We start from the raw sequence: 24,524 nt of genomic DNA, 5'->3' as shown, positions 1-24,524 counted from the left end.
TTATTCACGAAACAGTTCTTCAATGCTCAACCCCTGAACCTGCAAAATTTCCCGCAGGCGGCGTAAGCCTTCAACCTGAATCTGGCGAACACGTTCACGCGTTAAGCCGATTTCACGACCCACATCTTCCAGCGTAGCCGCTTCGTACCCTAGCAGGCCGAAACGACGCGCCAACACCTCACGCTGTTTGGCATTAAGCTCAAACAACCATTTAACGATATTCTGCTTCATATCGTTATCCTGAGTGGTGTCTTCAGGTCCGTTATCTTTTTCGTCTGCCAGAATATCCAGCAGCGCTTTTTCCGAATCGCCACCCAGCGGAGTATCGACGGAAGTAATACGTTCATTCAGGCGCAGCATGCGGTTGACGTCATCAACAGGTTTATCAAGCTGTTCGGCGATTTCTTCCGCACTCGGCTCGTGATCCAGTTTATGAGACAGTTCGCGCGCGGTGCGCAGATAAACGTTGAGTTCTTTGACAATGTGAATCGGCAAACGGATGGTGCGGGTTTGATTCATGATCGCCCGTTCTATCGTCTGTCGAATCCACCAGGTTGCGTAGGTTGAAAAACGGAATCCTCTTTCTGGATCGAATTTTTCAACCGCACGGATCAGGCCGAGGTTCCCCTCTTCAATCAGGTCCAGCAGCGCCAGACCACGATTGTTGTATCGGCGGGCAATTTTCACCACCAGCCGCAGGTTACTCTCGATCATCCGGCGGCGCGATGGGACATCGCCACGCAACGCGCGTCGGGCAAAATAAACTTCTTCTTCTGCGGTTAAAAGCGGCGAATAGCCGATCTCTCCTAAATAGAGCTGCGTTGCGTCAAGGACACGCTGTGGGACCCCTTGCGATAACAGCTCGTCTTCCGCCGAGTCATTATCATTGGTATCTTCCTCTGCCAGCGCTTTATCGTCAAAAACGTCAAGTCCATTTTCTTCGAAATCGGTATCTTCATGTAACTCGTTAACTTTCAGCGTACTTTGGCTCATAAGTGGCTCCTACCCGTGATCCCTTGGCAGAATACCGAAATACTCTGCCCGATTTATCGCTGCGGCAGAAAACGCAGCGGGTTTACGGATTTCCCCTTGTAACGAATTTCAAAGTGCAAGCGAACTGAGCTGGTGCCCGTACTGCCCATCGTAGCGATTTTTTGTCCTGCCGTGACGTCTTGTTGCTCACGGACTAGCATCGTATCGTTATGGGCATAGGCACTGAGGTAGTCATCATTATGTTTGATGATTATCAGATTTCCGTAACCACGTAGCGCATTACCCGCGTACACCACACGCCCACTGGCGGTTGCGGTGATCGGTTGCCCACGTGAGCCGGCGATATCAATCCCTTTATTTCCCCCCTCAGAAGCGGAGAAACTATCTATGACTTTCCCATCGGTAGGCCAACGCCAACTGCCGACAGCAGCCGTATTGCTGCTGGCAACAGCCGCTGGTGCGGAAACAGGAGCGGTTGTTGGTGCCCCTGTCGTAGGTAACATCTTACCTACATTCTGTTTACCCTGATTACCAGAATACGCATTAGTTGACTGAGAATCAACCGATGTAGTTTGTATTTGCGCACTTGATGGCGGCGTAGGTATACCACCTCGGGTGGCATCGGTGGTTGCCAACATTCCACCACCGCTCGTCAGGCCACCGCCCGAAGCGTTGTTGCCAGATCCGCTGCCTAAATTCAGTGATTGCCCCACATTCAGGCTGTATGGCTCAGGAATATTGTTGCGTTGCGCCAGATCCCGGTAGTCATTACCGGTAATCCACGCGATATAAAACAGGGTATCGCCCCGTTTAACCGTGTAGGAATTGCCGCCGCTGTAGCTGCCTTTCGGAATATTACCGTAGCTGCGGTTGTAAACAATTCGTCCGTCGGACGTTGTTGCAACGCTTTCACCCGCCGTTGAAATGCGTGATGGTGGCGCAGATAACATTCCCCCTCGGTTGCCCGTATTTCCGTCAACGCTGCTGATCGGTGCGGATTTGGAATTATTGTTGGTACATCCCGCCAATCCTAAGACAATCACCGTACAAGCAGCAATGTGACGCAAATTCATCATTCGGCTTCCCATGCGCCTTACTCCCCTATAACTATAGCGTTCAAAAAAGTAACTATATCCGTCATATTTCAAGCTGCATGTGCGTTGGCTTCTCTTACTCGCCCCAGTCACTTACTGATGTAAGCTCCTGGGGATTCGTGCGATTGCCGCCTGCCTGCAACTCGAACTATTTAGGCTATATAACATTCAAAAAACAGTAATACTCAGAACTCAATTCGGACATGTTTGCCTCGCATCTGCTCTCGCTTAACGGGTGCCCGTTGCGTAAGTGATTGTAGCGTAACCGGTATCCGGTGATTTATTCGTTAGTTGGAACGAGAAAGATCGCTACTTCACCATCGCTGGCGCATAAGCAAAACGAGAAAGGCACCACGATGATTAGATGCTAACAATATCAACAAGTTCGCACTATAAAACAGTTGTGTTGAAATTTTAAAGACTTAACAACAAATGCATACCAACGCCACGGTATCAGGCTAATTCCCCTTTGACCAGCGGAACAAACCGAACAGCTTCAACCGTTTGAATAATAAATTCGCCAGCATGGCGTTGAACAATTTGTAAGTATTGTGACTGTTCACCAACAGGCAACACCATCACGCCGCCTTCATCAAGCTGTTCCATCAGCGCTCGGGGAATTTCCGGCGGTGCAGCAGTGACGATGATGGCATCAAACGGCCCGCGCGACGCCCAGCCCTGCCACCCATCGCCATGACGGGTAGAAACATTATGCAGATCAAGCTGCTTTAAGCGACGTTTAGCCTGCCATTGCAGCCCTTTGATGCGCTCAACCGAGCAAACGTGCCGCACCAAATGCGCCAGAATTGCCGTTTGATAACCCGACCCAGTGCCAATCTCCAGCACGCGGGATTCGGGCGTCAGGCTGAGCAGTTCCGTCATCTTCGCAACGATATAGGGCTGCGAAATCGTCTGGCCGGAACCAATAGGCAGAGCGGTATTTTCATACGCTTTATGCTCGAAAGCCTCATCAACAAAACGTTCTCTGGGTACGGCTTCTATCGCCTTCAGCAGACGTTCGTCCTGAATGCCCTGCTGGCGCAGCTGCGCCAACAACGTTTCTATACGCTTGTTTACCATTCCCCGCCGACCTCAGCTCTGGTTAACCTCGTCACCAATACAGCAATTTTCCCGCACAGGGGTAAGCTAACCGCCGCTATCGCACGGTTGCCAGCATTATTCTTTTCAACTATTTTCTGCAAAAACGTATCGCAGTACATCAGGCACCGAGATCGGTATCCTGCTGTGAATGCAGCAATTCACGCACCACGCTGGTCGCAAAACTGCCCGCAGGTAGCCAAAACTTCACGTCCACGGTCGCATCGTCCTGCCATTCCCAGTGCATCTGCTGCGGATACAGCAGCACCGCACGCCGGGCAGGTTCGACCCGTTCACGCTTAATCAAAGACCACAGCGTGTCTTGTCCGAGCAAAGCCTGTTCTTCAAATACCCGCGCGTCATCCTGCGTGCCCAGTTCACCATCACCAGGCAGCGGCGCGGTAATCTGGAGTTCGCCCGCATCAAGGCGCGTCTGTAAAACGTCTAATTCATCAGGCTTAGCAACAAACCAGCTACCGCGCCCTGTTAGCTGCAATGCATCACCACACAAGACCGTTTTCGCCTTCTGCTCCGCGAGTCGTGCACTGGCAACCTGATTAAACATCGCACTGCGGCTGGCGGAAAGATAAAAACTCCGCTTACTGCGTTCTTTTACCCGAATCTCGTTATTTGCCCAAAGACGAGCCTGCTCAAGATTATTTCCGTTGCGCCCGAAACGCTGGCTGCCGAAATAATTAGGTGCGCCGTTCGCGGCGATCAGCGCCAAACGCGCGTCGACCTCGTTTCGGTCGCTAACCTGACGCAGCACCAGCGTAAAATGGTTACCTCGCAGCGTACCGATCCGCAGCTTGCGGCGATGGCGAGTCACCTCAAGCACATCACAGCCTTCAAGCGCCAGCGAGGAGAAATCAGGCGTCTCTTTTCCCGGCATGTGCAGGCAGAACCACTGTTCGGTGACAGCATGACGATCTTTCAGGCCCGCATAGCTAACGGCACGTAGCGGTAGACGAACAAATTTCGCCAGCATCTCGGCCACAAATTGCGTATTGCAACCGCGTTTGCGCACGCGCACCAATACCTGCTCACCGTCACCATCTGGTTGAAACCCCAGATCTTCCACCACCAGAAAATCTTCAGCAGTGGATTTCAATGAGCCAGTAGCCTGTGGTTCACCATGCAACCAGACGAGTTGTTCGTTATTTTCCATCGTTATCCTACAAAGTGCATGGCCGGATGACGCACGGCCACGACATTGTTTTTTATACTGTTAACTTTCTATGACTGATAAGACTATCGCTTACCACGCAACAATTTCGCCCGTTCCTTTTTTCACCAGCAGCGCAACGGCTTCGCAGGCAATGCCTTCGCCGCGACCAGTAAAGCCCAACTGTTCTGTTGTGGTCGCTTTCACATTGACGTCGTCCATATGACACTGCAAATCTTCCGCCAGATTTACGCGCATTTGCGGGATATGTGGTGCCATTTTCGGCGCCTGCGCAATAATCGTGACGTCCAGATTGCCCAACTGGTAGCCTTTTTCATTGATACGACGCCAGGCTTCACGCAGCAGGCCACGGCTGTCCGCGCCTTTAAAGGCCGGATCGGTATCAGGAAACAGCTTGCCAATGTCACCCAGCGCGGCGGCCCCCAACAGGGCATCGGTCACGGCATGCAGCACCACATCCCCATCGGAATGCGCCAGCAGGCCTTGAGTATAAGGAATTCGCACGCCACCGATCACCAGCGGACCTTCTCCACCGAACTTATGGACATCAAAACCGTGACCGATACGCATCGCGCGTTCTCCTTATCTGTATTTAACGAATAAATTTAGCGAATAAAATGGGGTTACTGCAAACTGGTTAAATAGAATTCGGCTAATGCCAAATCCTCTGGACGAGTGACTTTGATATTATCCGAACGTCCGCTGATAATTTGCGGGCGATAGCCACAGTATTCCAACGCGGAGGCTTCATCTGTGACGGCAACGCCATCCTGAAGCGCCCGTTGCAGGCACTGTTTCAACAGCGCAGCAGGAAAAAGCTGCGGCGTCAGCGCATGCCATAAATCGTTACGTTCTACCGTGCGATCGATAAACCCGTCCGTACCGCGCTTCATGGTGTCACGAACCGGCGCGGCCAGAATTCCACCAACGTCACTCTGCTCAACAATCGCCAGCAGGCGCGTCAGATCGTCCTGATGCAGACACGGACGCGCCGCGTCATGCACTAACGCCCATGCGCTATCGGCAACGGCGGACAGCCCAGCCAGCACGGAATCCGCACGCTGCTGCCCACCCGTTACGGCACAAATACGGGGATCGTTGGCAATCGCCAGGGTATGAAAGAATGCGTCATCAGGACTGATAACGACGACGACACGCTGCACGCGTGAATGGCGTAAAAGCGCGTCGATGGTATGTTCAAGAATGGTTTTATGGCCGGTCGCATCATTGCCAATCGTCAGATACTGCTTAGGACGATCGTTTTGCATCCGGCTGCCGTTACCCGCAGCGGGTAAAACGGCAACAATGTCAGGCGGGGAAAGGCGTGGTGTCTGCATGCGTCAACGTTGTGTGTTGTTGGATGGAGCGTTATTAGATGACGTCGTATTCGCGTTACGATGGTTCGATTCTGGCACCAGACGATAGAAGCTTTCACCGGGTTTAATCATCCCCAGCTCATTGCGTGCACGCTCTTCAATCGCTTCCTGTCCGCCATTGAGGTCGTCAATTTCAGCAAACAGCTGTTCGTTACGGTCTTTTAATTTGGCATTGTTCCCCTGCTGGACAACAACATCATCTTTCACCCGAACATAATCATGAATGCCATTCTTGCCCAGCCACAGTGAGTACTGAAGCCAGCCAAGCAATATCAATAATAACAGCGTAAGCTTTCCCATCCCGCCCCCTGAAAAACCGCCTAATCATCCCATAACTTTTGTTTCGACTCCACTGTGTCCGGCAGTGGGAGGCAATATTCACCCTGCCGCGAGCCCAAATGGGGATATTTCGGGCAGAAGAGCACGCCAAACGCGCGCCCGCGCCACACTCACGTCGTCCATTCATCCTCTCGTACTTTCTATTCATCAAAAGACGCAAGCGCATAGCATCTGCCTGACTAAAACCGTCCATAGGAAAAACGTCAGTTGAACCATTAATGCTATCTGTGTATTTTTATGCATACAAAGTGCATAAAAAAAGAAAGTTTTACATTTAAACCAGGAGAAAACCATGTTCAAAAAATTGTTATTCGTTGGTGCGCTCTTCACCACCGCCCTATCCACTACCGTACTCCCCACCAGCGCCTTCGCTGCAGAGCCAACTTACGTTGTTGGCTCTGGCGGAACCTATCGTCCCTTTGAATTTGAAAATGCGCAGAAAGAGCTGGAAGGCTTTGATATTGATATTATTAAAGCGATCGCCAAGGCGGAGAATTTTAATATCAAGCTGATCAATACGCCGTGGGAAGGGATCTTCGCGACCCTTAACTCCGGCGACCGTGACATTATCATTTCCGGTATCACAATTACCGACAAACGTAAGCAAATGGTCGATTTCTCCGCACCGTATTTCCCAGCCGAGCAGTCCATTGTGGTGCCTAAAGGCTCGACGATCGACTCAATTGCGGCGCTGAAAGATCACAAAGTCGGCGTTGTGAACTCCAGTACTGCCGATATCGTGGTCTCCGATGTATTAGGTAAAAACAGTACATCGATTAAGCGCTTTGATAACACCCCGTTAATGTTACAAGAGCTGTATGAAGATGGTGTGGGTGCAGCGGTTGGCGACGTGGGCGTGGTGAAGTTTTACATTAAGACGCACCCTGAAAAACAGTTCAATCTGGTTTCCGACGCTAAATTCGAACGCCAGTATTTCGGGATCGCCGTCGCGAAAGGCAACGATCAGCTGCGCGCGAAGATTAACTCCGGGCTGAAAAAAATCGTTGCTGATGGCACCTACGCCAAGATCTATCAAACCTGGTTTGATAACAACGTTCCGACCTTACCCGCAGAATAACGCCTGCAAGACACTGCGCACCTCTCCAGGTCTCCACCGCCTCACACGAGACGTCGCATTAACCGGACAGCTAGCCTGTCCGGTTTAATTTAGAGTAATCATTACGTTAGCCTATTCAAAAAAGGAAACGATCTTGACGGGATTTCGTTGGGAGATCATTCAGGAATATGCCCCGCTGTTTATGGAAGGCACCTGGATGACCATCAAATGCACCATTATCTGTGTCATTCTTGGCACCTGCTGGGGATTAACGCTCGGATTAGGTCGCTTAGCGCAGGCACCGCACGGACCGTGGAAATACATCCTGCACTACGGCGTGCAATGGCCGGTACGCATCTACATCAGCGCCTTCCGCGGCACGCCGCTGTTTGTACAAATCATGGTGGTGCACTTCGCGCTGGTGCCACTGTTCATCAATCCGCGTGACGGGCTGCTGGTGACCAGCAATATTATGTCGGTCGACTTTGCCCGCACGCTACGCTCAGATTACGGCGCGTTCCTCTCTTGCATCGTGGCAATTACGCTGAATGCGGGTGCCTATGTCTCTGAGATATTCCGCGCCGGCATTCAGTCGATCGATCGCGGCCAGATGGAAGCGTCACGCTCTCTCGGTATGAGCTATGGCCGCACCATGCGGAAAGTCATTCTGCCGCAGGCTTTTCGCCGCATGCTGCCGCCGCTGGGCAACAACGCTATCGCGATTGTAAAAGATTCATCGCTGGCTTCGGCAATCGGCTTGGCGGATCTCGCCTATGCCGCTCGTACGGTGTCAGGGGCTTACGCCACGTACTGGGAACCCTACCTGACGATTTCTATCGTTTATTGGGTTATTACTTTCCTGCTTTCGCTGCTGGTGCGGCACATGGAAACGAGGTTTGGCAAAAGTGATTCACGTTAAAAACCTGCAAAAACAGTTTGGTGATACGCATGTCCTGCGCGGTATTTCCTGCGACATCGCACCTCAGGAAGTGCTCTGCCTGATTGGCCCATCTGGTTCAGGAAAAAGTACCTTTCTGCGCTGCATCAACGCACTGGAGACGCTGTCGGCAGGCGAGATCACGGTCAACGGTTTTGCCATTCACGATCAGAAAACCAATATCAATCGCGTGCGTGAAAGCGTGGGGATGGTATTTCAGCGCTTTAATCTGTTTCCGCACATGACGGTGTTGGAAAACATCATTATGGCACCGATGGATGTGAAAAAATTGCCGCGAGCACAGGCCGTTGAACGGGCTAAAGCGTTGCTCAGCAAGGTTGGCCTGCTGGATAAAATCGATGCCTGGCCGAATAGCCTGTCCGGTGGACAGCAACAGCGTGTCGCGATTGCCCGCGCATTAGCGATGGAACCCGCGATCATGCTGTTCGATGAACCGACATCCGCGCTGGACCCGGAGCTGGTTGGCGAAGTGTTAGCGGTTATGAAAACGCTGGCGAATGAAGGCATGACGATGGTCATCGTGACCCATGAAATGGCCTTTGCCAGAGAAGTGGCCGATAGAGTGATCTTTATCGATCAGGGAGTCATTCAGGAACAGGGAACGCCAGAGGCGATCTTTACTCACCCGAGTAACCCGCGCACGCAGGCTTTCCTGAGCAAGATACTGTAAATACGGTAAGACCATGGGCTGTCAGCATCTTCCATGCTGGCAGCCTTTTCCTTTTACCACCCCGTCAGAAAAGAAAATACCAGCCAAAACAGACAGACCACCGTCAGTCCTGTCGCAAAAAGCGTATAAAAAAGATAGCCTCTCAGCAGAAAGCTAAACCCGACGCCAACCAGCACTGAAAACGGCATCAGCGCCAGAAAAAACGGCCAGGTGTAGAGCATGAAGAAAAACGTGGTATTAGAGCCGTATACCAGAAAAGGGATAGTAAAGGCCAACCAATAAAAGGAGAACCCCGTTACCGCCCCCATAAACAGGTAGGAAACGCCGTCATCTTCTTCTTGTTGCGCTGGCCGAGTCTTGCTAATCGTTAACTGCGTGGCATTTTGCATAATCTTTCCCATTCTTCCCCTCATCACCCACTAGCACGGTGAAAAAAGCGGGATATCAGAGCTTGATAATAGCTCTCTTGCCCAGCAGATCTAACAATTGGTCTGTCAAATTTGTTACTAATTGTTCGCCATCCAGATGACTATCCGGCGCTTCCGGCGCTTCATACGCCGAGTCGATCCCAGTGAAATTACGCAGCTCTCCCGCACGGGCTTTTTTATACAATCCCTTAGGATCGCGCGCTTCACAGGTCGCTAACGGCGTATCCACGAAGACTTCGATGAACTGCCCTTCGCCCAATAAATCCTGCACCATTTTACGCTCGGCGCGGTGCGGCGAGATAAATGCGGTCAGGACCACCAGACCCGCGTCCACCATCAGTTTGGCGAGTTCACCCACGCGGCGGATGTTTTCGCGCCGATCGTCGTCGGTGAAGCCTAAATCGCGGCACAACCCGTGCCGTACGTTGTCGCCATCCAGCAGGTAGGTGCTCACGCCACGTTGATGTAGCGCTTGTTCCAGCGCCCCCGCCAGCGTGGATTTACCGGATCCAGACAACCCGGTAAACCAGATCACGACGCCCTGATGACCATGCAATTTCTCGCGCGACTCACGGGTGACATCGTGCGCATGCCAGACGACGTTCCCGTCAGTCGGTTCATCGCGTAAAGACACGTTATTTGCCTCCCAGCAGATCACGCGCACCCCAATGTGGGAAGTGGCGACGTACCAGCGCATTCAGTTCCAACTCAAACGCGCTGTGCGCGCCCGGCTCCTGATACACCTGCTCGATAGGTTCCCGCACCAGCCCCGCACCAACCGTGACGTTGCTCAGGCGATCGATAAAGATCATCCCGCCCGTCACCGCATTGTGCTGATAGTTGTCCAACACCAGCGGCTCATCAAAAATCAGCTCAACCGAACCGATACCATTTAGCGGCAGGTTCTCCGCGACGCGCTGCGTCAGCGTATTGATCTCAACCTGATACTGAATATTCTCGACCCGAGCGCGCGTTTTCTTACCGCCAATCTTGATGTCGTAGCTCTGTCCCGGCACCAGCGGCTGCTCCGCCATCCAGACGACATCCACCAGCGCATGCTGCACCGCTTTCAGCGATTCGCTGCTGTCGATCAGCAGGTCACCACGGCTGATATCCACCTCATCCGCCAGCACCAGCGTAATCGCTTCACCCGCCTGCGCCTGCGGTAAATCCCCGTCAAAGGTCACAATACGGCTGACGGTGGATTCTACGCCGGATGGCAGCACTTTAACCCGTTGCCCAACGCGGATGATGCCGGAGGCCAGCGTTCCCGCGTAGCCACGGAAATCCAGATTCGGGCGATTTACATACTGCACCGGGAAGCGCATCGGCTGCTCCAGCGTACGCTGTGCCACATTGACCGTTTCCAGCACGTCCAGCAGCGTCGGTCCGGTATACCAGCCCATCGTCGTACTCGGCGTTGCGACATTGTCGCCATCCAGCGCGGAAATCGGCACAAAGGTGATATTCAGGTCGGCAGGCAGCTGCTGAGCAAAATCCAGATAATCCTGCTTAAACTGCTCAAACACCGTTTGCTGATAATCCACTAAGTCCATTTTGTTCACCGCCACCACCAGATCGCGAATCCCCAGCAGGGTCGCAATAAAGCTGTGACGACGGGTTTGATCCAATACGCCTTTGCGCGCGTCAATCAGCAGGATCGCCAGCTCGCAAGTTGATGCGCCGGTCGCCATGTTGCGGGTGTACTGCTCGTGTCCCGGCGTATCAGCGATGATGAATTTGCGTTTTTCCGTGGAAAAATAGCGGTAGGCCACGTCAATCGTGATGCCCTGCTCACGTTCAGCCTGAAGACCGTCGACCAGCAGCGCCAGATCCAGTTTTTCACCCTGCGTGCCCAGACGCTTGCTGTCATTGTGCAGCGTACTGAGCTGATCTTCATAAATCTGGCGCGTATCGTGCAATAAACGGCCTATCAGCGTACTTTTTCCATCGTCGACGCTACCGCAGGTCAGGAAACGCAGCAGCGTTTTATCCTGCTGCGCGTGTAAATACGCTTCCACACCGCCCTGCTCGGCGATCTGCTGTGCAATCGCATTGTTGATGATGACGGCATCTTTCTCAGCCGCATTGTCTGCCGCTGTGTCTTTTAACGAAGTTTGGCTCATTCGACGATTCCTCAGAAATACCCTTGACGCTTTTTCAGCTCCATTGAACCGGCCTGATCGCGGTCAATTACCCTTCCCTGACGCTCACTGGTGGTGGAAACCAGCATCTCTTCGATGATTTCCGGCAGCGTTTGCGCCTCTGATGCCACCGCGCCCGTCAGCGGCCAGCAGCCTAGCGTGCGGAAGCGCACCATGCGCTGTTCGATCACTTCACCGGGTTGCAGATCGATGCGATCGTCATCCACCATCAGCAGCATGCCATCGCGTTCCACCACCGGACGCGGCGCGGCCAGATACAGTGGAACAATATCGATGTTTTCCAGATAGATGTATTGCCAGATATCCAGCTCGGTCCAGTTGGAGAGCGGGAAAACGCGGATGCTCTCGCCTTTATTAATCTGGCCGTTGTAGTTATGCCACAGCTCCGGGCGCTGATTCTTCGGATCCCAGCGGTGGAAACGGTCGCGGAAGGAGTAAATACGCTCTTTGGCACGCGATTTCTCTTCATCGCGGCGCGCCCCGCCAAACGCGGCATCAAAACCGTATTTATCCAGCGCCTGCTTCAGCCCTTCGGTTTTCATGATGTCGGTGTGCTTGGCGCTGCCGTGCACAAAGGGGTTAATCCCCAGCGCTTCACCCTGCGGGTTGCGGTGCACCAGCAGTTCACAGCCGTAGGCCTTCGCCGTCCGATCGCGGAATTCGTACATTTCACGAAATTTCCAGCCGGTATCAACGTGCAGCAGCGGGAAAGGCAGCGATCCCGGATAGAACGCCTTGCGCGCCAGATGCAGCATCACCGAAGAGTCTTTGCCGATGGAGTACATCATCACCGGATTACTGAACTCGGCCGCTACTTCGCGGATGATGTGAATGCTTTCGGCTTCAAGCTGCCGTAAATGCGTGAGTCGTTTCTCGTCCATACCCTTTCCTTAAGCCAAGTTTACTACCGCTGGGCGGCTGTCTTGCGGCACCGTCGGCGTTGTCTGACCAAACCAGGCAATCTGATGGTGTAAATCCACCACCTCGCCAATCACCAGCAGCGCCGGTGTCGGCGCTTGCCGTGCCAAATGTTCTAACTGTTGCAGCGTGCCAATTTGCACTTGCTGATCGTGTCGGGTGCCGCGACTGATCACAGCAACGGGCGTCTGCGATGAACGGCCATGCGCGATCAGCTGCTGTGAAATCTCGGCGGCCTTCATGGTTCCCATGTAAATCGCCAGCGTCTGACGGCCACGCGCCAGCGTCGACCAGTCCAGCGAATCGCCATCCGGGCGACAGTGTCCGGTAATAAAAAGCACGCTCTGCGCGTAGTCACGGTGCGTTAACGGGATCCCCGCATACGCCGTGACGCCCGCCGCCGCCGTCACGCCGGGCACCACCTGAAACGTGATTCCGGCCTGCGCCACCGCTTGCAGCTCTTCACCGCCGCGGCCAAAAATAAAGGGATCGCCCCCTTTCAGGCGCACTACCCGCTTCCCTTCCTGCGCCAGCTTCACCAGTAGCTGATTAATCTCATCCTGCGGCAACGAATGCGCACTAGCGCGTTTCCCAACGCAGATGCGTTCGGCATCGCGGCGCACCAAATCCAGCACGTCGGGGCTGACCAGATGGTCATACAGCACCACGTCCGCCTGCTGCATCACCTGTAATCCACGCAGCGTCAGCAGTCCGGCATCGCCGGGGCCTGCGCCAACCAGTGCGACTTCACCACGTGCCGCCGCTGGTTGCTGCTGTTCTGCTTGCTGATGTACCAGTTGCTGTTGCAGTTCGTCTTCGGCCTGCGCCAGTTGCCCCGCGGACACCAGCGACGCAAAGCGTCCGACAAACAGCCGCTCCCAAAAGCGACGGCGTGCCGGCATCGAATGCAGTCGGGTTTTAATTCTGTCGCGCCAGCTTCCGGCGATGTCCGCCATCGTGCCCAAACTGGCGGGCAGTAATGATTCCAGCTTTTCACGCAGCAGACGCGCCAGCACCGGCGCCTGTCCACCCGAGGAAATGGCCACCACCAGCGGGGAGCGATCGACAATCGAGGGGAAAATAAACGAGCACTTTGGCTGATCGTCCACCACGTTCACCAGCAAATGCCGCTGATTCGCCGCCTCAAATACCGCGGCATTCAGCTCTGCGTCATCCGTAGCGGCAATCACCAGAAATACGCCGGATAGCAAATCAGGCGTAAAAACCTGCGCCAGCCATTCAACCTGCCCGGCCTGATGCTGCGCCGCCAACGGTTCGGCCAGCGCCTGCGCGACAATTTTTACCTCCGCACCCGCGCGTTGCAGTAGATCGATTTTGCGCGTAGCAACCTCGCCGCCGCCGACAACCAATACCGGACGCTGACGAAGATCGGCAAATATAGGGAGATAGTTCACAATCGCCTTAACTAAGCAAAAAAGTAGATAATGCGACTATACGGTGAGGACAGAACACTTATGAAATGCCGAATTGGAATGACAAGTTCCGTAATGGAATAACAACACGTTTACAACCGCCAGCAGGACGCCTGACGCAATCGGGTATCCATTTGATTGCGTCATAGGTGTTCAGTTGCAGGCTTGATTCTTGATCCTGACCATTTGTGCCACATCGTCGCCGAGCAGTTGATCCAACTGGCCTTCGCGAATCCACTGTACGACCTGTACTTCGATATCCACCGCGTGGTCCTGACGATCTTGATGGTATGAACCGGGCAAGTAGAGGAAGGCCGCAAACCCCTCGTCATGCAGCTGGCGCGCTTCTCCACGGGCAAAGCGGTCGATCTCAATGCTCATCGCATCAAGATTGGCCTGACGAGCAAGCGCCGCCGGGTCAATCAAACGCGAGTGCATCAGGCCAACGGTTGGCACGTCGGGTATCGCCGCTTTTATCGCTCTCAGTTGAACATAGTCAAACGAAGAGAATTGCAGCAGGTCAGCACAGTCCAGTTCATCAATGAGCTTCATCAGCTTCGGGAAGAGTATCTCATTGCAGTCATACACTTTGAATTCAAGCTGATAGATGATGCCGAGCTGACGGGCGAACAACAGAGCATCCCTGAGCCGCGGGACGCGTTCCCCTGCGAATTCCTGACTGAACCACTGCCCAGCGTCAAGTTTGACAAGCTCAGAATAGGTCATGCCTTGCACAAGGCCACGCCCGTTGGTGGTGCGGTTAACCGTCTCGTCGTGAATCAGCACTAATTCACCATCACGCGTGATTCTTAGATCGGTTTCGCAGGTCACGCCGAAACCTGCATGTTCAAACGCCTTGTTAAACGCGGCAAGGGTGTTTTCTGGTGCACCAGCGCTGTGGCCTCGATGACCTCCGAGGCGTATTGTTGCAGGCGTCATTCGTAGTGAGTTCATTGCCATTCTCCTCGTTATATTGCGTTTAACCTTATTGCGTTTAACCACGGCTCCTCATTTCAGTGTCGGATCGGAAAGGTCACGTAACCGATCGCCAATGAGGCTGATAGTGAGCGACAGTATGAAAATGACCATGCCCGGCACGATGGATATCCACCACGCCGTCATGATGTAGTCACGCCCTGCCCCCACCAACGATCCCAGGCTGACCTGTGGCGGTTGCACCCCGAGGCCAAGGAAGCTCAGCGACGACTCCAGAATGAGGATTTCAGGCATCACCACCGTGAAGGTGACCAGCACGACGGCAAAGATATTGGGAAAAACGTGGACGATCGCGATACGAAAGCCACCCGCGCCATTGCGAAGCAAGGCGGCGATATACGGCTTCTCCAGTTCAAGACTGGCCATCGTCCGCGTCAGTCGAGCAAAACGCTCCCAGCCGAACAGCCCCAGCAGGCAGATGAAAAGCGTGAGGCTGTTGCCGAGAAAGGCCAGAACCGTGAGCGCAATAATGATAAACGGCATCGACGCCTGAAAATCAATCGCCACCCGAATGATGGCATCCGCTACACCGCGTCGGAAGCTCGCGATCAGGCCAAGCGATGTGCCGATGACCATGCTGATAATTGACGCGCCAAGGGATATAAAGAGACTCATACGGAGCGCATAGAAGACGCGGCTTAAAATGTCGCGCCCCATCTCGTCGGTGCCAAGCCAGTGCTGGGAGCCGGTTCCAAGGTGGAACGGCGGCATATTGCGCGCTCTCAGATCTATCTGCGCAAAGCCATAGGGCGAAAGCATGTCAGCAAAGACGGCAAGCACAACGGCAATCACAATGACCCCAATACACACGAGCAGCAGCGGATTAGCATGGGGAAACCGGGCGAATAAGCCAGAAGGCATCTTTGATGCGGAGGACGTATCTGTCATGACACACGCCCCCGAGACCGCTGTGAGTGGCGCAGGCGGGGATCAATCATCACATGCAGGAAATCGACGAACAGGTTGGCGCTGACCATCGCCACCGTGATGAGAATGACAATCGCCTGAACCACCGCCACATCGCGGGCAGCAACAGAATTGATGAGCAGCAGGCCCACGCCGGGCCAGGCAAATACCGCTTCAATCACGGCGGAGCCGCCAATCATTCCGCCGAGCAAGAATCCGAACAGCGTCAGCAGAGGCAGTGCCGCATTCGGCATCACGTGCCTGACGATAAGCCCCCACTCGGAGACGCGTTTCGCTCGGGCGGCAAGAATATAACGCTGCCCGATGACTTCAAGCACGCTTGAGCGAACGAATCTCGCGATAACACCAGCGTTGTAAAGCCCGATAGCCAGGGCAGGCATCACCATGTGGGCAAGCGTCGCGCCTCCCCCCGATGGCAGGATCCGCAACTGTACGGCGAAAAGCTGGATCAGGAGAATGCCAGTCAGGAAAGTAGGAATTGAATGCGTCAGCACGGCGAGGCCGATTACCGTGCGGTCGACAATCCTACCGTGATAGTGCGCCGCGACGATACCCAGCGGAATCCCCACCGCAAGCGCCAGTACAAGCGAAGCCGCCATAAGCCGCAGCGTCGCGGGGAGCTTTTCCATAATCATAGCAAGCGCATCCTGACCGCTTCGCAGCGATGTACCAAAATCCCCCGTCACGATGCGCCCGAGATAGGTGAAATACTGTTCGGTCACGGGGCGATCCAGCCCCCACTGCTGGCGGAGTATGTCAATAACCTGCGGCGGCGTTTCGACACCGAGGAGCGACGTCATCGGGTCACCGCTGATGCGCAGCATGACGAAAGTAAAGGTGACGGCAAGAAATACCGTCAATAACGCACGCAGCGCTGAGCCAAACAGGGTGTTCAGCATGCCGCTCTCTCCACCAGAACGGAGCGGCTGTGTACAGCATCCGCAGCAATGGAGCGACGCCTTCCTTTCGGCACGGCAGCCAGCAGTTTTACGGTGTAAGGATGGGAGGGCTTGGCAAACACGCTTGACGTCGGTCCGCTCTCCACCACACCGCCGTCCTGCATCACGGCGACCCGATGCGACACGTGGCGCACCACGCGCACATCGTGGCTGATCAACAGGATCGAAAGACCGCGCTTCTCTTGAAGATCGAGCAGCAAATTGAGCACCTGCGCCTGAACCGACACATCCAGCGCCGAAACGGGTTCATCGCACAGCAAAACCTTCGGCTCAGCCACCAGCGCCCGGGCGATAGCCGCGCGTTGCCGCTGCCCGCCTGACATCTGATGTGGATAGCGATCCAGCATGGTGATGGGGAGAGCGACAGCGCTAAGTGCTGCTTTAGCCCTATCGCGCCACTCACTCTTGCACCCGATAGCATGGATCAAGAGCACTTCCGCGATCTGCCGACCAATGGTGTGGCGTGGATCGAAGGCACCGAGCGTATCCTGCGCAACAACCTGAAGCACCCGCGCCAAACGCCGACGATTCGGTTTGAGATAGTGGGAAAATGGCTCGCCAAAGAGTGACAGCGTGCCACGGTCAGGCTGACGATCGCCGCAAAGTAGCGCGGCAAGGGTCGATTTCCCGGATCCCGATTCGCCGACCAGACCGAGCGTTTCACCTTGCTCAAGCGATAAAGACACGCCGCGTACCGCCTGTTTACCAGCCCGACGGTTCGGCAGCAGCGAAAAACCAGCGTGATAGGTGAAATCCAGATCGCGGGCTTCGAGAATAGGCATTCTGTCCATCGCGTTCACACTCATGGCGCGCTCCCCGCAGAGAGTGATGAGGTCGCCGTATCACGCTGCCAGTGCTGGGGAATTTCCACCAGTCTGCTTAGCGGTTCACCGCTGCCCGGCATCGCGTCCAGCAGCAGTTGAGCGTAGGGATGGTTCGATCGCGCGTAGATATTTTCAGTCGTATCGATCTCCACGATCTCGCCGCCGTACATAATGGCAATGCGATCGCAGACCTCCGCGACCAGGTCAAGATCGTGGCTGATGAAGATCATGGCAATGCCTCGACGACGGACCAGCGAGACAAGCAGCGACACGACCTGCTGCTGAACGGTAACATCCAGCGCCGTCGTTGGTTCGTCTGCGATGACGAGCCGCGGCTCCAGAGCAAGTGCCATCGCGATCATCACACGCTGGCACATACCGCCAGAAAATTGCGAAGGATAGTCATGGTAACGCTTCTCTGGTTGATCGATAGCGACGTCTTTCAGCATCTGTAACGCAATCTGGCGGGCTTCCTCCGCAGCGTGCCCCGCACTGCGCGCAGCCTCAGCGATTTGCTCACCAACGGTACGTACCGGATTAAGGCAGGATATCGGTTCCTGAAAGATCATGCCGATCGGCGGGAGCTTTTTCGCCACCAGCGCGTTATGCAGTTCGGAGGCGGCGAATGTTTGGCTGCCAATCGTGACCGAACCAGAAACAAGCGCGGTAGCGGGCAGAAGGCCGGCCACCGCGAGGCATGACAGCGATTTTCCAGACCCGCTCTCCCCTACAATTCCCAGAATTTCACCTTCGCCGACGTCAAAGGATATCGACTTAACCGACGTGGTTCTGGTCTTCCCCGCGAGAAAGGCGATATTCAGATTTTGAATGGAAAGCATGGATTCAGTCATGATGACACCCTCACTTGGCAGCATTAACAAAGGAGAGGTTTTGTGGGCCAAGATCCATCGCGAAAACCGGCTTCGGCTTCCACTTCACCTTGTTAGAAACCCCGTAGAAGACGGCGTTCTGGTAAAGCACGGTGATCCCCGGATCCTTCCACTCAATAATGTCCAACATCTCGGAGAAGATCCTGGCGCGATCCGCTGGGGCAATCGTCGGTTCAAGCTTTGCGCCGAGCTGGTCAAATTCGTCATTAATCCAGATTTTCTGCGTGCCCAGCGCAGCGGTCTTTGCGAACCCCATCGCATAGACGGAAACGTAGGGATCGGGAATAGCGGCGGTGCTGGACCAGTTACCCACCGCCCGACCAGACGCATTTTCAAACAGCTTGCCGGACTCAACAAACTCCATCCTGGCGTTGACGCCCACCGCCTGCCACATCGCCACCACGGCTTCACTCACCGAGTTTTCCGCCGTGTAGTAATTGTTTTGTGAGCGGAGCGCGATCGGTTCACCGTGATAGCCCGCTGCCTTCAAGAGCTGCCGTGCTTTGTCAGGGTTGTATTCGTAGTTTGGGCGATCCTTCATGTAGATAGGGCCGAAGACTTTGAACTGCTCACCATTCGGCACAACGGTTCGTCCGTTCCAGATGGAATCCACGATCGCCTGACGGTCAATCGACAGGATAAGCGCCTGACGAACACGCGGATCCTTGAGTACGGGGTTATATTTGTCGAAGAACAGAATACGGTTGTTTGGAACGGGGCCACCGACGACCTTCGCGTTACCCGACTGGTTCACCATCTCAAGCTGATCCGGCGGCAGATCGGTGGCAATGTCATAATCCCCTGCGATAAGACCAGCAATACGCGATGAGACTTCCGGCACCATTCTGAAGATGACACGCTTCGCATTCGGCTTGCCGCCAAAATACCGATCGTGCGCCACCAGCGTCACATGGTCATTGGCTACCGACTCCAGAACCTTATATGGACCCGCGCCGACCGGCTTCTGCTTCCATTTGGCCCAGTCACCGCCCATCTTCATCCAGGCATCTTTGCTGATCACCACAGCGGCATAGCTTGCCAGCCGCTGTAACAAAATCGGATCTTTGAACTTCGTGACGAAACGGACAGTGTCAGGATCCACCACCTCGACATGATCAAGGCTGCTAAAATTTGTCAGATACGTGGGATAACCGGGTGCTTTCGGATCGGTCAAACGTTCCGGTCCGAACGAAAAGGCGACGTCCTCCGCCGTCATTTCGCGACCATCATGAAAAATGACGCCCTTGCGAAGCGTCACTTCAAGCGTTTTATCGTCGATCCATTTCCACGCCGTCGCAAGATTCGGCTGTACCGAGAAATCGCCATCAATATCGAGCTTCAGTAAGGTTTCGTGGATCGACGGATTGTTGCGGAAAGCGACATTAGACGCCGCATCAACCGGTTCCTGTGTCTCCGGGTTTTTCTGAACCGCGATCCGTAACTCAGGACGCGTGTCCTCCTGAGCGAGCGCGCCACCAGAGAGGAAAACAGCAAACAGCACCAGCGCACCGATAAAGCTCGTTCTCTTCATGTCAGGCACTCCCTCAGTAAGCGGGTTCGCCAAGCCGCGTCCACGACTGAACACGCTCGAATTTGTTTAAATAATGATCAAATGTTGACCAAATCCTATCTTTGCAAGATGACGGTGTTATGACGACAATTCGCTTATTGCGACAGGACAGAGGGGAGGTAAAAAACAGAGGATGGCGCTACAGGGCGACGGGTTGAGGTAACACATCGCGAGTAAAATATCGCGTTCGCACTCCGTAGCCAGATATGAAAAACCCCATGCAGAACATGGGGTTTGTGATCGGTCTACCGCTCGTTGTGGGGGAGTTTTTATCCTTCGTGCAGACCGCATTCGCGTTTCAGACCGAAGAAACGCGTTTCTTCTTCGGCCATACCCGGTTCCCATTTACGGGTGGTGTGCGTATCGCCGACTGACAGATAACCCTGATCCCACAGCGGATGGTAACCCAGGCCGTTTTCTTTCAGGTACTGGTACACCGTTCGGTTGTCCCAGTCGATAATCGGCAGGAATTTGAAGATGCCGCGCTGAATCGCCAGTACCGGTAATTCACCCCGGCTGCCGGACTGCTCACGACGCAGGCCAGCAAACCATGTTTTCGCCTTTAACTCGCTCAACGCCCGATTCATTGGCTCGACTTTATTCAGTTGGTTATAGCGCTCAATGCCTTCCACACCCTGCTCCCACAGCTTGCCGTAGCGCGCCTCTTGCCAGGCCGGGGATTCAGCCGCGCGGTACACTTGCAGATTCAGCTTCAGCTGTTCCGTCAGTGCATCAATAAATTGATAGGTTTCAGGAAACAGGTAGCCCGTATCCGTGAGAATAACCGGAATATCCGGCCGCTGTTGCGTCACCAGATGCAGCGATACCGCCGCCTGAATACCGAAGCTGGACGACAACACATAGTCGCCCGGCAGATTCTCCAGCGCCCAGCTCACTCTTTCCTGCGCCGATAGCTGTTCAAGCTGACCATTTACGACAGCCAGTGCGGCCGCCTGTTCCGCTTTCGGCAACACGTTGAGCGCCTCAAGGTTAAATTCGGCCATCAGGCTCTCCTGTCAGTCATAAAAATCGCGGGCAGGATCCAGCACCGCTTTAATGATGTTGGTGCGAATCACGAAATCCCCGAAGCCTTCATTCTGCTGGCGATCTTGCGCCCACAGCCCGATAAGCCGATCCATTTCTGCAAGGATCTCGGTTTCATTAATGTTCTCGCGATACATACGCGGAATGCGTGTTCCCTCGCGATTCCCGCCCAGATGCAGGTTATAACGCCCCACCGCTTTGCCCACCAGACCGATTTCCGCCAGCATTGCGCGACCGCAGCCATTCGGGCACCCCGTCACGCGCAGAACGATGTGTTCATCGCCCACGCCGTGCTGCTGCATGATGCCTTCCACTTTCGTGACGAATTCCGGCAGGAAGCGTTCGGCTTCCGCCATCGCCAGCGGACAGGTCGGGAACGACACACAGGCCATCGAATTCTTGCGCTGCTCGCTGACGTCGTCATCAATCAGGCCGTGCTCACGCGCCAGCGCATCAATCTTCGCTTTGCTACGTGCAGGAACGCCTGCGATGATCAAATTCTGGTTCGCCGTTAAGCGGAAATCCCCTTTGTGGATCTTTGCAATTTCCGCCAGACCCGTCTTCAACGGACGACCCGGATAATCCAGAACACGACCGTTTTCGATAAACAGCGTCAGATGCCATTTATTGTCGATGCCCTTTACCCAGCCGATGCGATCGCCACGTCCGGTGAATTCATACGGGCGCACGGCTTCAAATTTCACACCGGCACGCGCTTCCACTTCCTGCTTGAAGTTGTCTACGCCCACACGCTCCAGAGTGTACTTGGTTTTCGCGTTTTTACGGTTAGTACGATTACCCCAATCGCGCTGCGTGGTCACCACCGCTTCCGCGATGGTCAGCGTATGTTCAATGGAAATGTAGCCCAGCTCACTGGCGGTACGCGGGTAAGTTTCTTTGTCGCCGTGTGCGATAGAGAGCCCACCGCCCACCAGCACGTTGAAGCCCACCAGACGGCCGTTATCGGCAATCGCAACGAAGTTGAGATCGTTCGCATGCAGATCGATATCATTCTGCGGCGGGATCACCACCGTGGTTTTGAACTTACGCGGCAGATACGTTGAACCTAAAATCGGCTCCTCATCCGTCGTGGCGACTTTCTCCTGATCCATCCAGATCTCAGCATAGGCGCGCGTGCGCGGCAGCAGATGCTCAGAAATCTTTTTCGCCCACTCATAGGCCTGCTGATGCAGTTCGGATTCTATCGGGTTAGACGTACACAGCACGTTACGGTTCATGTCATTCGCCGTCGCCAGCGCGTCCAGCCCGATGCTATTCAGCATCTGGTGTACCGGTTTCACGTTCGATTTGAGAATACCGTGATACTGGAACGTCTGGCGGTTCGTGATACGAATGCTGCCATAGATCGTATTTTCAGTCGCAAATTTGTCGATCCGCAGCCACTGCTCTGGCGTCATCACGCCACCGGGAAGACGGCAGCGCAGCAGCATCGCATGGCGCGGCTCCAGCTTCTGCTCGGCACGTTCGGCGCGAATATCGCGGTCATCCTGCTGATACATACCGTGGAAACGGATCAGCAGAAAGTTATCGCCCCTGAAACCACCGGTCAGACCATCGTTCAGGTCTTCAGCAATCGTGCCGCGCAGAAAGTTACTTTCTGTCTTCATGCGCTCAGCATCAGCGAGTTTCCCTTCTACCACCAAGGGGCCGGGGTGTTTTTCACTGAAAACGTATTTTTCACTCATTAGTACACATCTCGCTGATAACGGCGCTCAAGGCGCAGATCGCTTAAAAACTCATCGGCCTGTTCACTGTCCATGCCGCCATGCTCAACTATCACGTCCAGCAGTGCCCGCTCGACGTCTTTCGCCATACGGTTGGCATCACCACACACGTACAGGTGCGCGCCATCCTGAATCCAGCGCCAGACTTCCGCGCCTTTTTCCCGCAGTTTGTCCTGCACGTAAACTTTATGCGCCTGATCGCGCGACCAGGCCAGGTCGATGTTGGTTAGCAGGCCATCTTTAACGTAGCGCTGCCATTCAACCTGATACAGAAAATCTTCCGTAAAGTGTGGGTTGCCGAAGAACAACCAGTTTTTCCCTTCAGCCCCATCGGCATCGCGCTGCTGCATAAAGGCGCGGAACGGCGCAATTCCGGTGCCCGGCCCAATCATGATGACTGGCGCGTCGGAATTCGCAGGCAGACGGAAGTTATCGTTATGTTCGATGAAGACGCGGATTTCATCGTCTTCACTCAGTCTGTCGGCCAGATAGCTGGAAGCGCCACCTGCGCGCTCACGGCCTTCGTATTCGTAGCGCACCACGCCAACGGTGATGTGCACTTCGCTTTCGACTTCCGCCTGCGAGGAGGCAATAGAGTAAAGACGCGGCGTCAGCGGACGCAGCAGACCCAGCAGTTGCTCCGCCGTCAGTTCCGTCGGCGCTTGTCGCACCATATCCACCAGCGGTGTGCGCTGTGCGAACTGCTGAAGCGCAGGCTTATCGGCCAACAGCGACAGCAGCGTTTCATTACGCGACAGTGCCGCGTATTTCTCGACAATCGGTGCCGTGTTCTGCGTCAGTTCAAAGTGGCTTTTCAGCGCCTGCGATAGTGGCAGCGTCTTGCCGTCAACGCTAACGGATTCATCGCCTTTCAGCCACAGCAGTTCCAGCAATTCCTGCACCAGCGCAGGATCGTTATCGAACCACACGCCCAGCGCATCTCCCGGCTGGTAACGCAAACCAGAATCGCCCAGATCGATCTCGATATGGCGAACATCCTTTTCAGAGTTACGCCCGGTCACTTTCTGATTGACGGCAAACGTGGCATGCAGCGGTGACGATTTGCTGTATGGGCTGCTGGTAATTTCATCCAGTGCACCCTGAGCGGCAATTTGTGCGACGGCTTCGCCCTGAACTGGCACCCGCGCCTGCAAAATATCAACCAGCTGACGTCGCCATTGTTCGGCAAGCCCCTGATAATCCACATCGGCATCCACGCGATCCAGCAGACGTTCAGCGCCAAGCTCAGCCAGACGGCTATCGAAATCTTTACCCGCCTTGCTGAAGAATTCGTAAGAGGTATCACCCAGACCAAACACGGCAAACGCGGTGTCTTTCATCTCCGGGGCTTTTTTGGACAGCAGGAACTTGTGCAGCGCGACGGCTTCTTCCGGCGGCTCCCCTTCCCCCTGCGTCGAAGCAACGATCAGCAGCAGTTTTTCCTGCCCGATTTGCTTGAATTTGTAATCACCCGCATTGACCAGATTGACGGACAGCTTGGCTGCCAGTAGATCGTCACGCAGCTGTTCCGCCACCCGACGTGCATTGCCGGTTTGTGAGGCGGAAATCAGCGTAATCGTTTGTACTGGCACCGTGACTGCGGATGCCGTCGTTACCGTGGCGGCGATCGCCCCCGGCTGCACGTTCCCAGGCTGCTGTACCAGCCCCCAGAAATAGCCGGATAGCCAGGCCAGCTGCGTCGATGAGAAATCACCGGTTGCCGCCTGTAAACGCGTTAATTGCTCCGCACTCAGCGGAAGCAATGAAGTGGGGGAAACCGGAGTAGTCATTGTGATTTCTGTTTCCTTGTGCCTGTGCTGTTAGCCAACGACGCTAATACAAAAACATGCAATA

At 54.6% G+C, this 24,524-nt stretch carries 24 protein-coding genes; 3 read left to right on the top strand and 21 right to left on the bottom strand.

The features are described from left to right. The 7 genes from rpoS to ftsB all read right to left on the bottom strand — a co-directional run bounded on the left by rpoS (position 1) and on the right by ftsB (position 6,047). Positions 1 to 993, bottom strand: coding sequence for an RNA polymerase sigma factor RpoS (gene rpoS / locus ACIPUG_RS08455; RefSeq protein ID WP_010299820.1), 993 nt, complete (start codon positions 991 to 993; stop codon positions 1 to 3). Positions 994 to 1,046: 53 nt separating this feature from the next. Further along, a complete protein-coding gene (gene nlpD, locus ACIPUG_RS08450; RefSeq protein WP_039283027.1) occupies positions 1,047 to 2,069 on the bottom strand; it encodes a murein hydrolase activator NlpD in 1,023 nt (340 codons plus the stop codon). Positions 2,070 to 2,540: 471 nt separating this feature from the next. Further along, entirely contained in the window at positions 2,541 to 3,167 is a 627-nt protein-coding gene (locus tag ACIPUG_RS08445) for a protein-L-isoaspartate(D-aspartate) O-methyltransferase (RefSeq protein WP_010681583.1), read from the bottom strand. Positions 3,168 to 3,306: 139 nt separating this feature from the next. Further along, positions 3,307 to 4,353: a tRNA pseudouridine(13) synthase TruD gene (truD, locus tag ACIPUG_RS08440; RefSeq protein WP_400338120.1), complete on the bottom strand. Its 1,047-nt coding sequence runs from the start codon at positions 4,351 to 4,353 to the stop codon at positions 3,307 to 3,309. Between the two features lie 90 nt (positions 4,354 to 4,443). Continuing rightward, positions 4,444 to 4,941 (bottom strand): 2-C-methyl-D-erythritol 2,4-cyclodiphosphate synthase, encoded by a 498-nt coding sequence (gene ispF, locus ACIPUG_RS08435; protein WP_014916457.1) that lies wholly within the window; start codon positions 4,939 to 4,941, stop codon positions 4,444 to 4,446. A 53-nt stretch (positions 4,942 to 4,994) separates the two neighbouring features. Beyond that, on the bottom strand, positions 4,995 to 5,708 hold the full coding sequence (gene ispD, locus ACIPUG_RS08430; protein WP_010681586.1) for a 2-C-methyl-D-erythritol 4-phosphate cytidylyltransferase: 714 nt from the start codon (positions 5,706 to 5,708) through the stop codon (positions 4,995 to 4,997). Positions 5,709 to 5,711: 3 nt separating this feature from the next. After that, on the bottom strand, positions 5,712 to 6,047 hold the full coding sequence (gene ftsB / locus ACIPUG_RS08425; RefSeq protein ID WP_010681587.1) for a cell division protein FtsB: 336 nt from the start codon (positions 6,045 to 6,047) through the stop codon (positions 5,712 to 5,714). A 331-nt stretch (positions 6,048 to 6,378) separates the two neighbouring features. On the opposite strand from ftsB, the gene ACIPUG_RS08420 reads away from it, so the two are divergent. The 3 genes from ACIPUG_RS08420 (at position 6,379) to ACIPUG_RS08410 (ending at position 8,771) form a co-directional block, all read left to right on the top strand. Then, positions 6,379 to 7,164: a basic amino acid ABC transporter substrate-binding protein gene (locus ACIPUG_RS08420; protein ID WP_039466034.1), complete on the top strand. Its 786-nt coding sequence runs from the start codon at positions 6,379 to 6,381 to the stop codon at positions 7,162 to 7,164. A 133-nt stretch (positions 7,165 to 7,297) separates the two neighbouring features. Next, complete coding sequence (locus tag ACIPUG_RS08415) at positions 7,298 to 8,062, top strand: amino acid ABC transporter permease (RefSeq protein WP_010681589.1); 765 nt, start codon at positions 7,298 to 7,300, stop codon at positions 8,060 to 8,062. Further along, entirely contained in the window at positions 8,049 to 8,771 is a 723-nt protein-coding gene (locus ACIPUG_RS08410) for an amino acid ABC transporter ATP-binding protein (RefSeq protein ID WP_010681590.1), read from the top strand. Before ACIPUG_RS08415 ends, ACIPUG_RS08410 begins: the two co-directional genes overlap by 14 nt. Positions 8,772 to 8,824: 53 nt before the next feature. Here the strand turns inward: ACIPUG_RS08410 and ACIPUG_RS08405 are convergent, their stop codons facing one another. From ACIPUG_RS08405 to cysJ, 14 genes are all read right to left on the bottom strand, one after another. Then, a complete protein-coding gene (locus ACIPUG_RS08405; protein ID WP_029368162.1) occupies positions 8,825 to 9,160 on the bottom strand; it encodes a DUF3561 family protein in 336 nt (111 codons plus the stop codon). Positions 9,161 to 9,215: 55 nt separating this feature from the next. Then, a complete protein-coding gene (cysC, locus tag ACIPUG_RS08400; RefSeq protein ID WP_400338119.1) occupies positions 9,216 to 9,896 on the bottom strand; it encodes an adenylyl-sulfate kinase in 681 nt (226 codons plus the stop codon). Then, on the bottom strand, positions 9,835 to 11,262 hold the full coding sequence (gene cysN, locus ACIPUG_RS08395; protein ID WP_039285240.1) for a sulfate adenylyltransferase subunit CysN: 1,428 nt from the start codon (positions 11,260 to 11,262) through the stop codon (positions 9,835 to 9,837). Before cysN ends, cysC begins: the two co-directional genes overlap by 62 nt. A gap of 74 nt (positions 11,263 to 11,336) precedes the next feature. Continuing rightward, positions 11,337 to 12,245, bottom strand: coding sequence for a sulfate adenylyltransferase subunit CysD (gene cysD / locus ACIPUG_RS08390; protein WP_010299862.1), 909 nt, complete (start codon positions 12,243 to 12,245; stop codon positions 11,337 to 11,339). A 9-nt stretch (positions 12,246 to 12,254) separates the two neighbouring features. After that, on the bottom strand, positions 12,255 to 13,697 hold the full coding sequence (gene cysG, locus ACIPUG_RS08385; RefSeq protein WP_039283042.1) for a siroheme synthase CysG: 1,443 nt from the start codon (positions 13,695 to 13,697) through the stop codon (positions 12,255 to 12,257). Between the two features lie 171 nt (positions 13,698 to 13,868). Beyond that, a complete protein-coding gene (locus tag ACIPUG_RS08380) occupies positions 13,869 to 14,669 on the bottom strand; it encodes a glycerophosphodiester phosphodiesterase family protein (RefSeq protein WP_039555140.1) in 801 nt (266 codons plus the stop codon). A 54-nt stretch (positions 14,670 to 14,723) separates the two neighbouring features. After that, the gene (locus ACIPUG_RS08375; RefSeq protein WP_400338117.1) at positions 14,724 to 15,599 is read right to left on the bottom strand and encodes an ABC transporter permease; all 876 of its coding nucleotides are present in this window, start codon (positions 15,597 to 15,599) and stop codon (positions 14,724 to 14,726) included. Beyond that, a complete protein-coding gene (locus tag ACIPUG_RS08370) occupies positions 15,596 to 16,537 on the bottom strand; it encodes an ABC transporter permease (protein ID WP_039466026.1) in 942 nt (313 codons plus the stop codon). The genes ACIPUG_RS08375 and ACIPUG_RS08370 overlap by 4 nt, the downstream gene beginning before the upstream one ends. Beyond that, positions 16,531 to 17,403: an ABC transporter ATP-binding protein gene (locus ACIPUG_RS08365; protein ID WP_094370037.1), complete on the bottom strand. Its 873-nt coding sequence runs from the start codon at positions 17,401 to 17,403 to the stop codon at positions 16,531 to 16,533. The genes ACIPUG_RS08370 and ACIPUG_RS08365 overlap by 7 nt, the downstream gene beginning before the upstream one ends. Continuing rightward, positions 17,400 to 18,272, bottom strand: coding sequence for an ABC transporter ATP-binding protein (locus ACIPUG_RS08360; RefSeq protein WP_094370042.1), 873 nt, complete (start codon positions 18,270 to 18,272; stop codon positions 17,400 to 17,402). The genes ACIPUG_RS08365 and ACIPUG_RS08360 overlap by 4 nt, the downstream gene beginning before the upstream one ends. Before the next feature lie 10 nt (positions 18,273 to 18,282). After that, on the bottom strand, positions 18,283 to 19,842 hold the full coding sequence (locus ACIPUG_RS08355) for an ABC transporter substrate-binding protein (protein ID WP_094370038.1): 1,560 nt from the start codon (positions 19,840 to 19,842) through the stop codon (positions 18,283 to 18,285). Positions 19,843 to 20,150: 308 nt separating this feature from the next. After that, on the bottom strand, positions 20,151 to 20,885 hold the full coding sequence (locus tag ACIPUG_RS08350; RefSeq protein WP_400338116.1) for a phosphoadenylyl-sulfate reductase: 735 nt from the start codon (positions 20,883 to 20,885) through the stop codon (positions 20,151 to 20,153). Positions 20,886 to 20,897: 12 nt separating this feature from the next. After that, on the bottom strand, positions 20,898 to 22,631 hold the full coding sequence (gene cysI, locus ACIPUG_RS08345) for an assimilatory sulfite reductase (NADPH) hemoprotein subunit (RefSeq protein WP_039317003.1): 1,734 nt from the start codon (positions 22,629 to 22,631) through the stop codon (positions 20,898 to 20,900). Next, positions 22,631 to 24,460, bottom strand: coding sequence for an NADPH-dependent assimilatory sulfite reductase flavoprotein subunit (gene cysJ / locus ACIPUG_RS08340; RefSeq protein ID WP_400338114.1), 1,830 nt, complete (start codon positions 24,458 to 24,460; stop codon positions 22,631 to 22,633). Before cysJ ends, cysI begins: the two co-directional genes overlap by 1 nt. Positions 24,461 to 24,524 lie beyond the last annotated feature (64 nt).

Source organism: Pectobacterium sp. CHL-2024 (assembly GCF_044751765.1).
Lineage (GTDB): Bacteria > Pseudomonadota > Gammaproteobacteria > Enterobacterales > Enterobacteriaceae > Pectobacterium > Pectobacterium brasiliense.
This window is presented reverse-complemented; position numbering and strand designations above follow the sequence as displayed.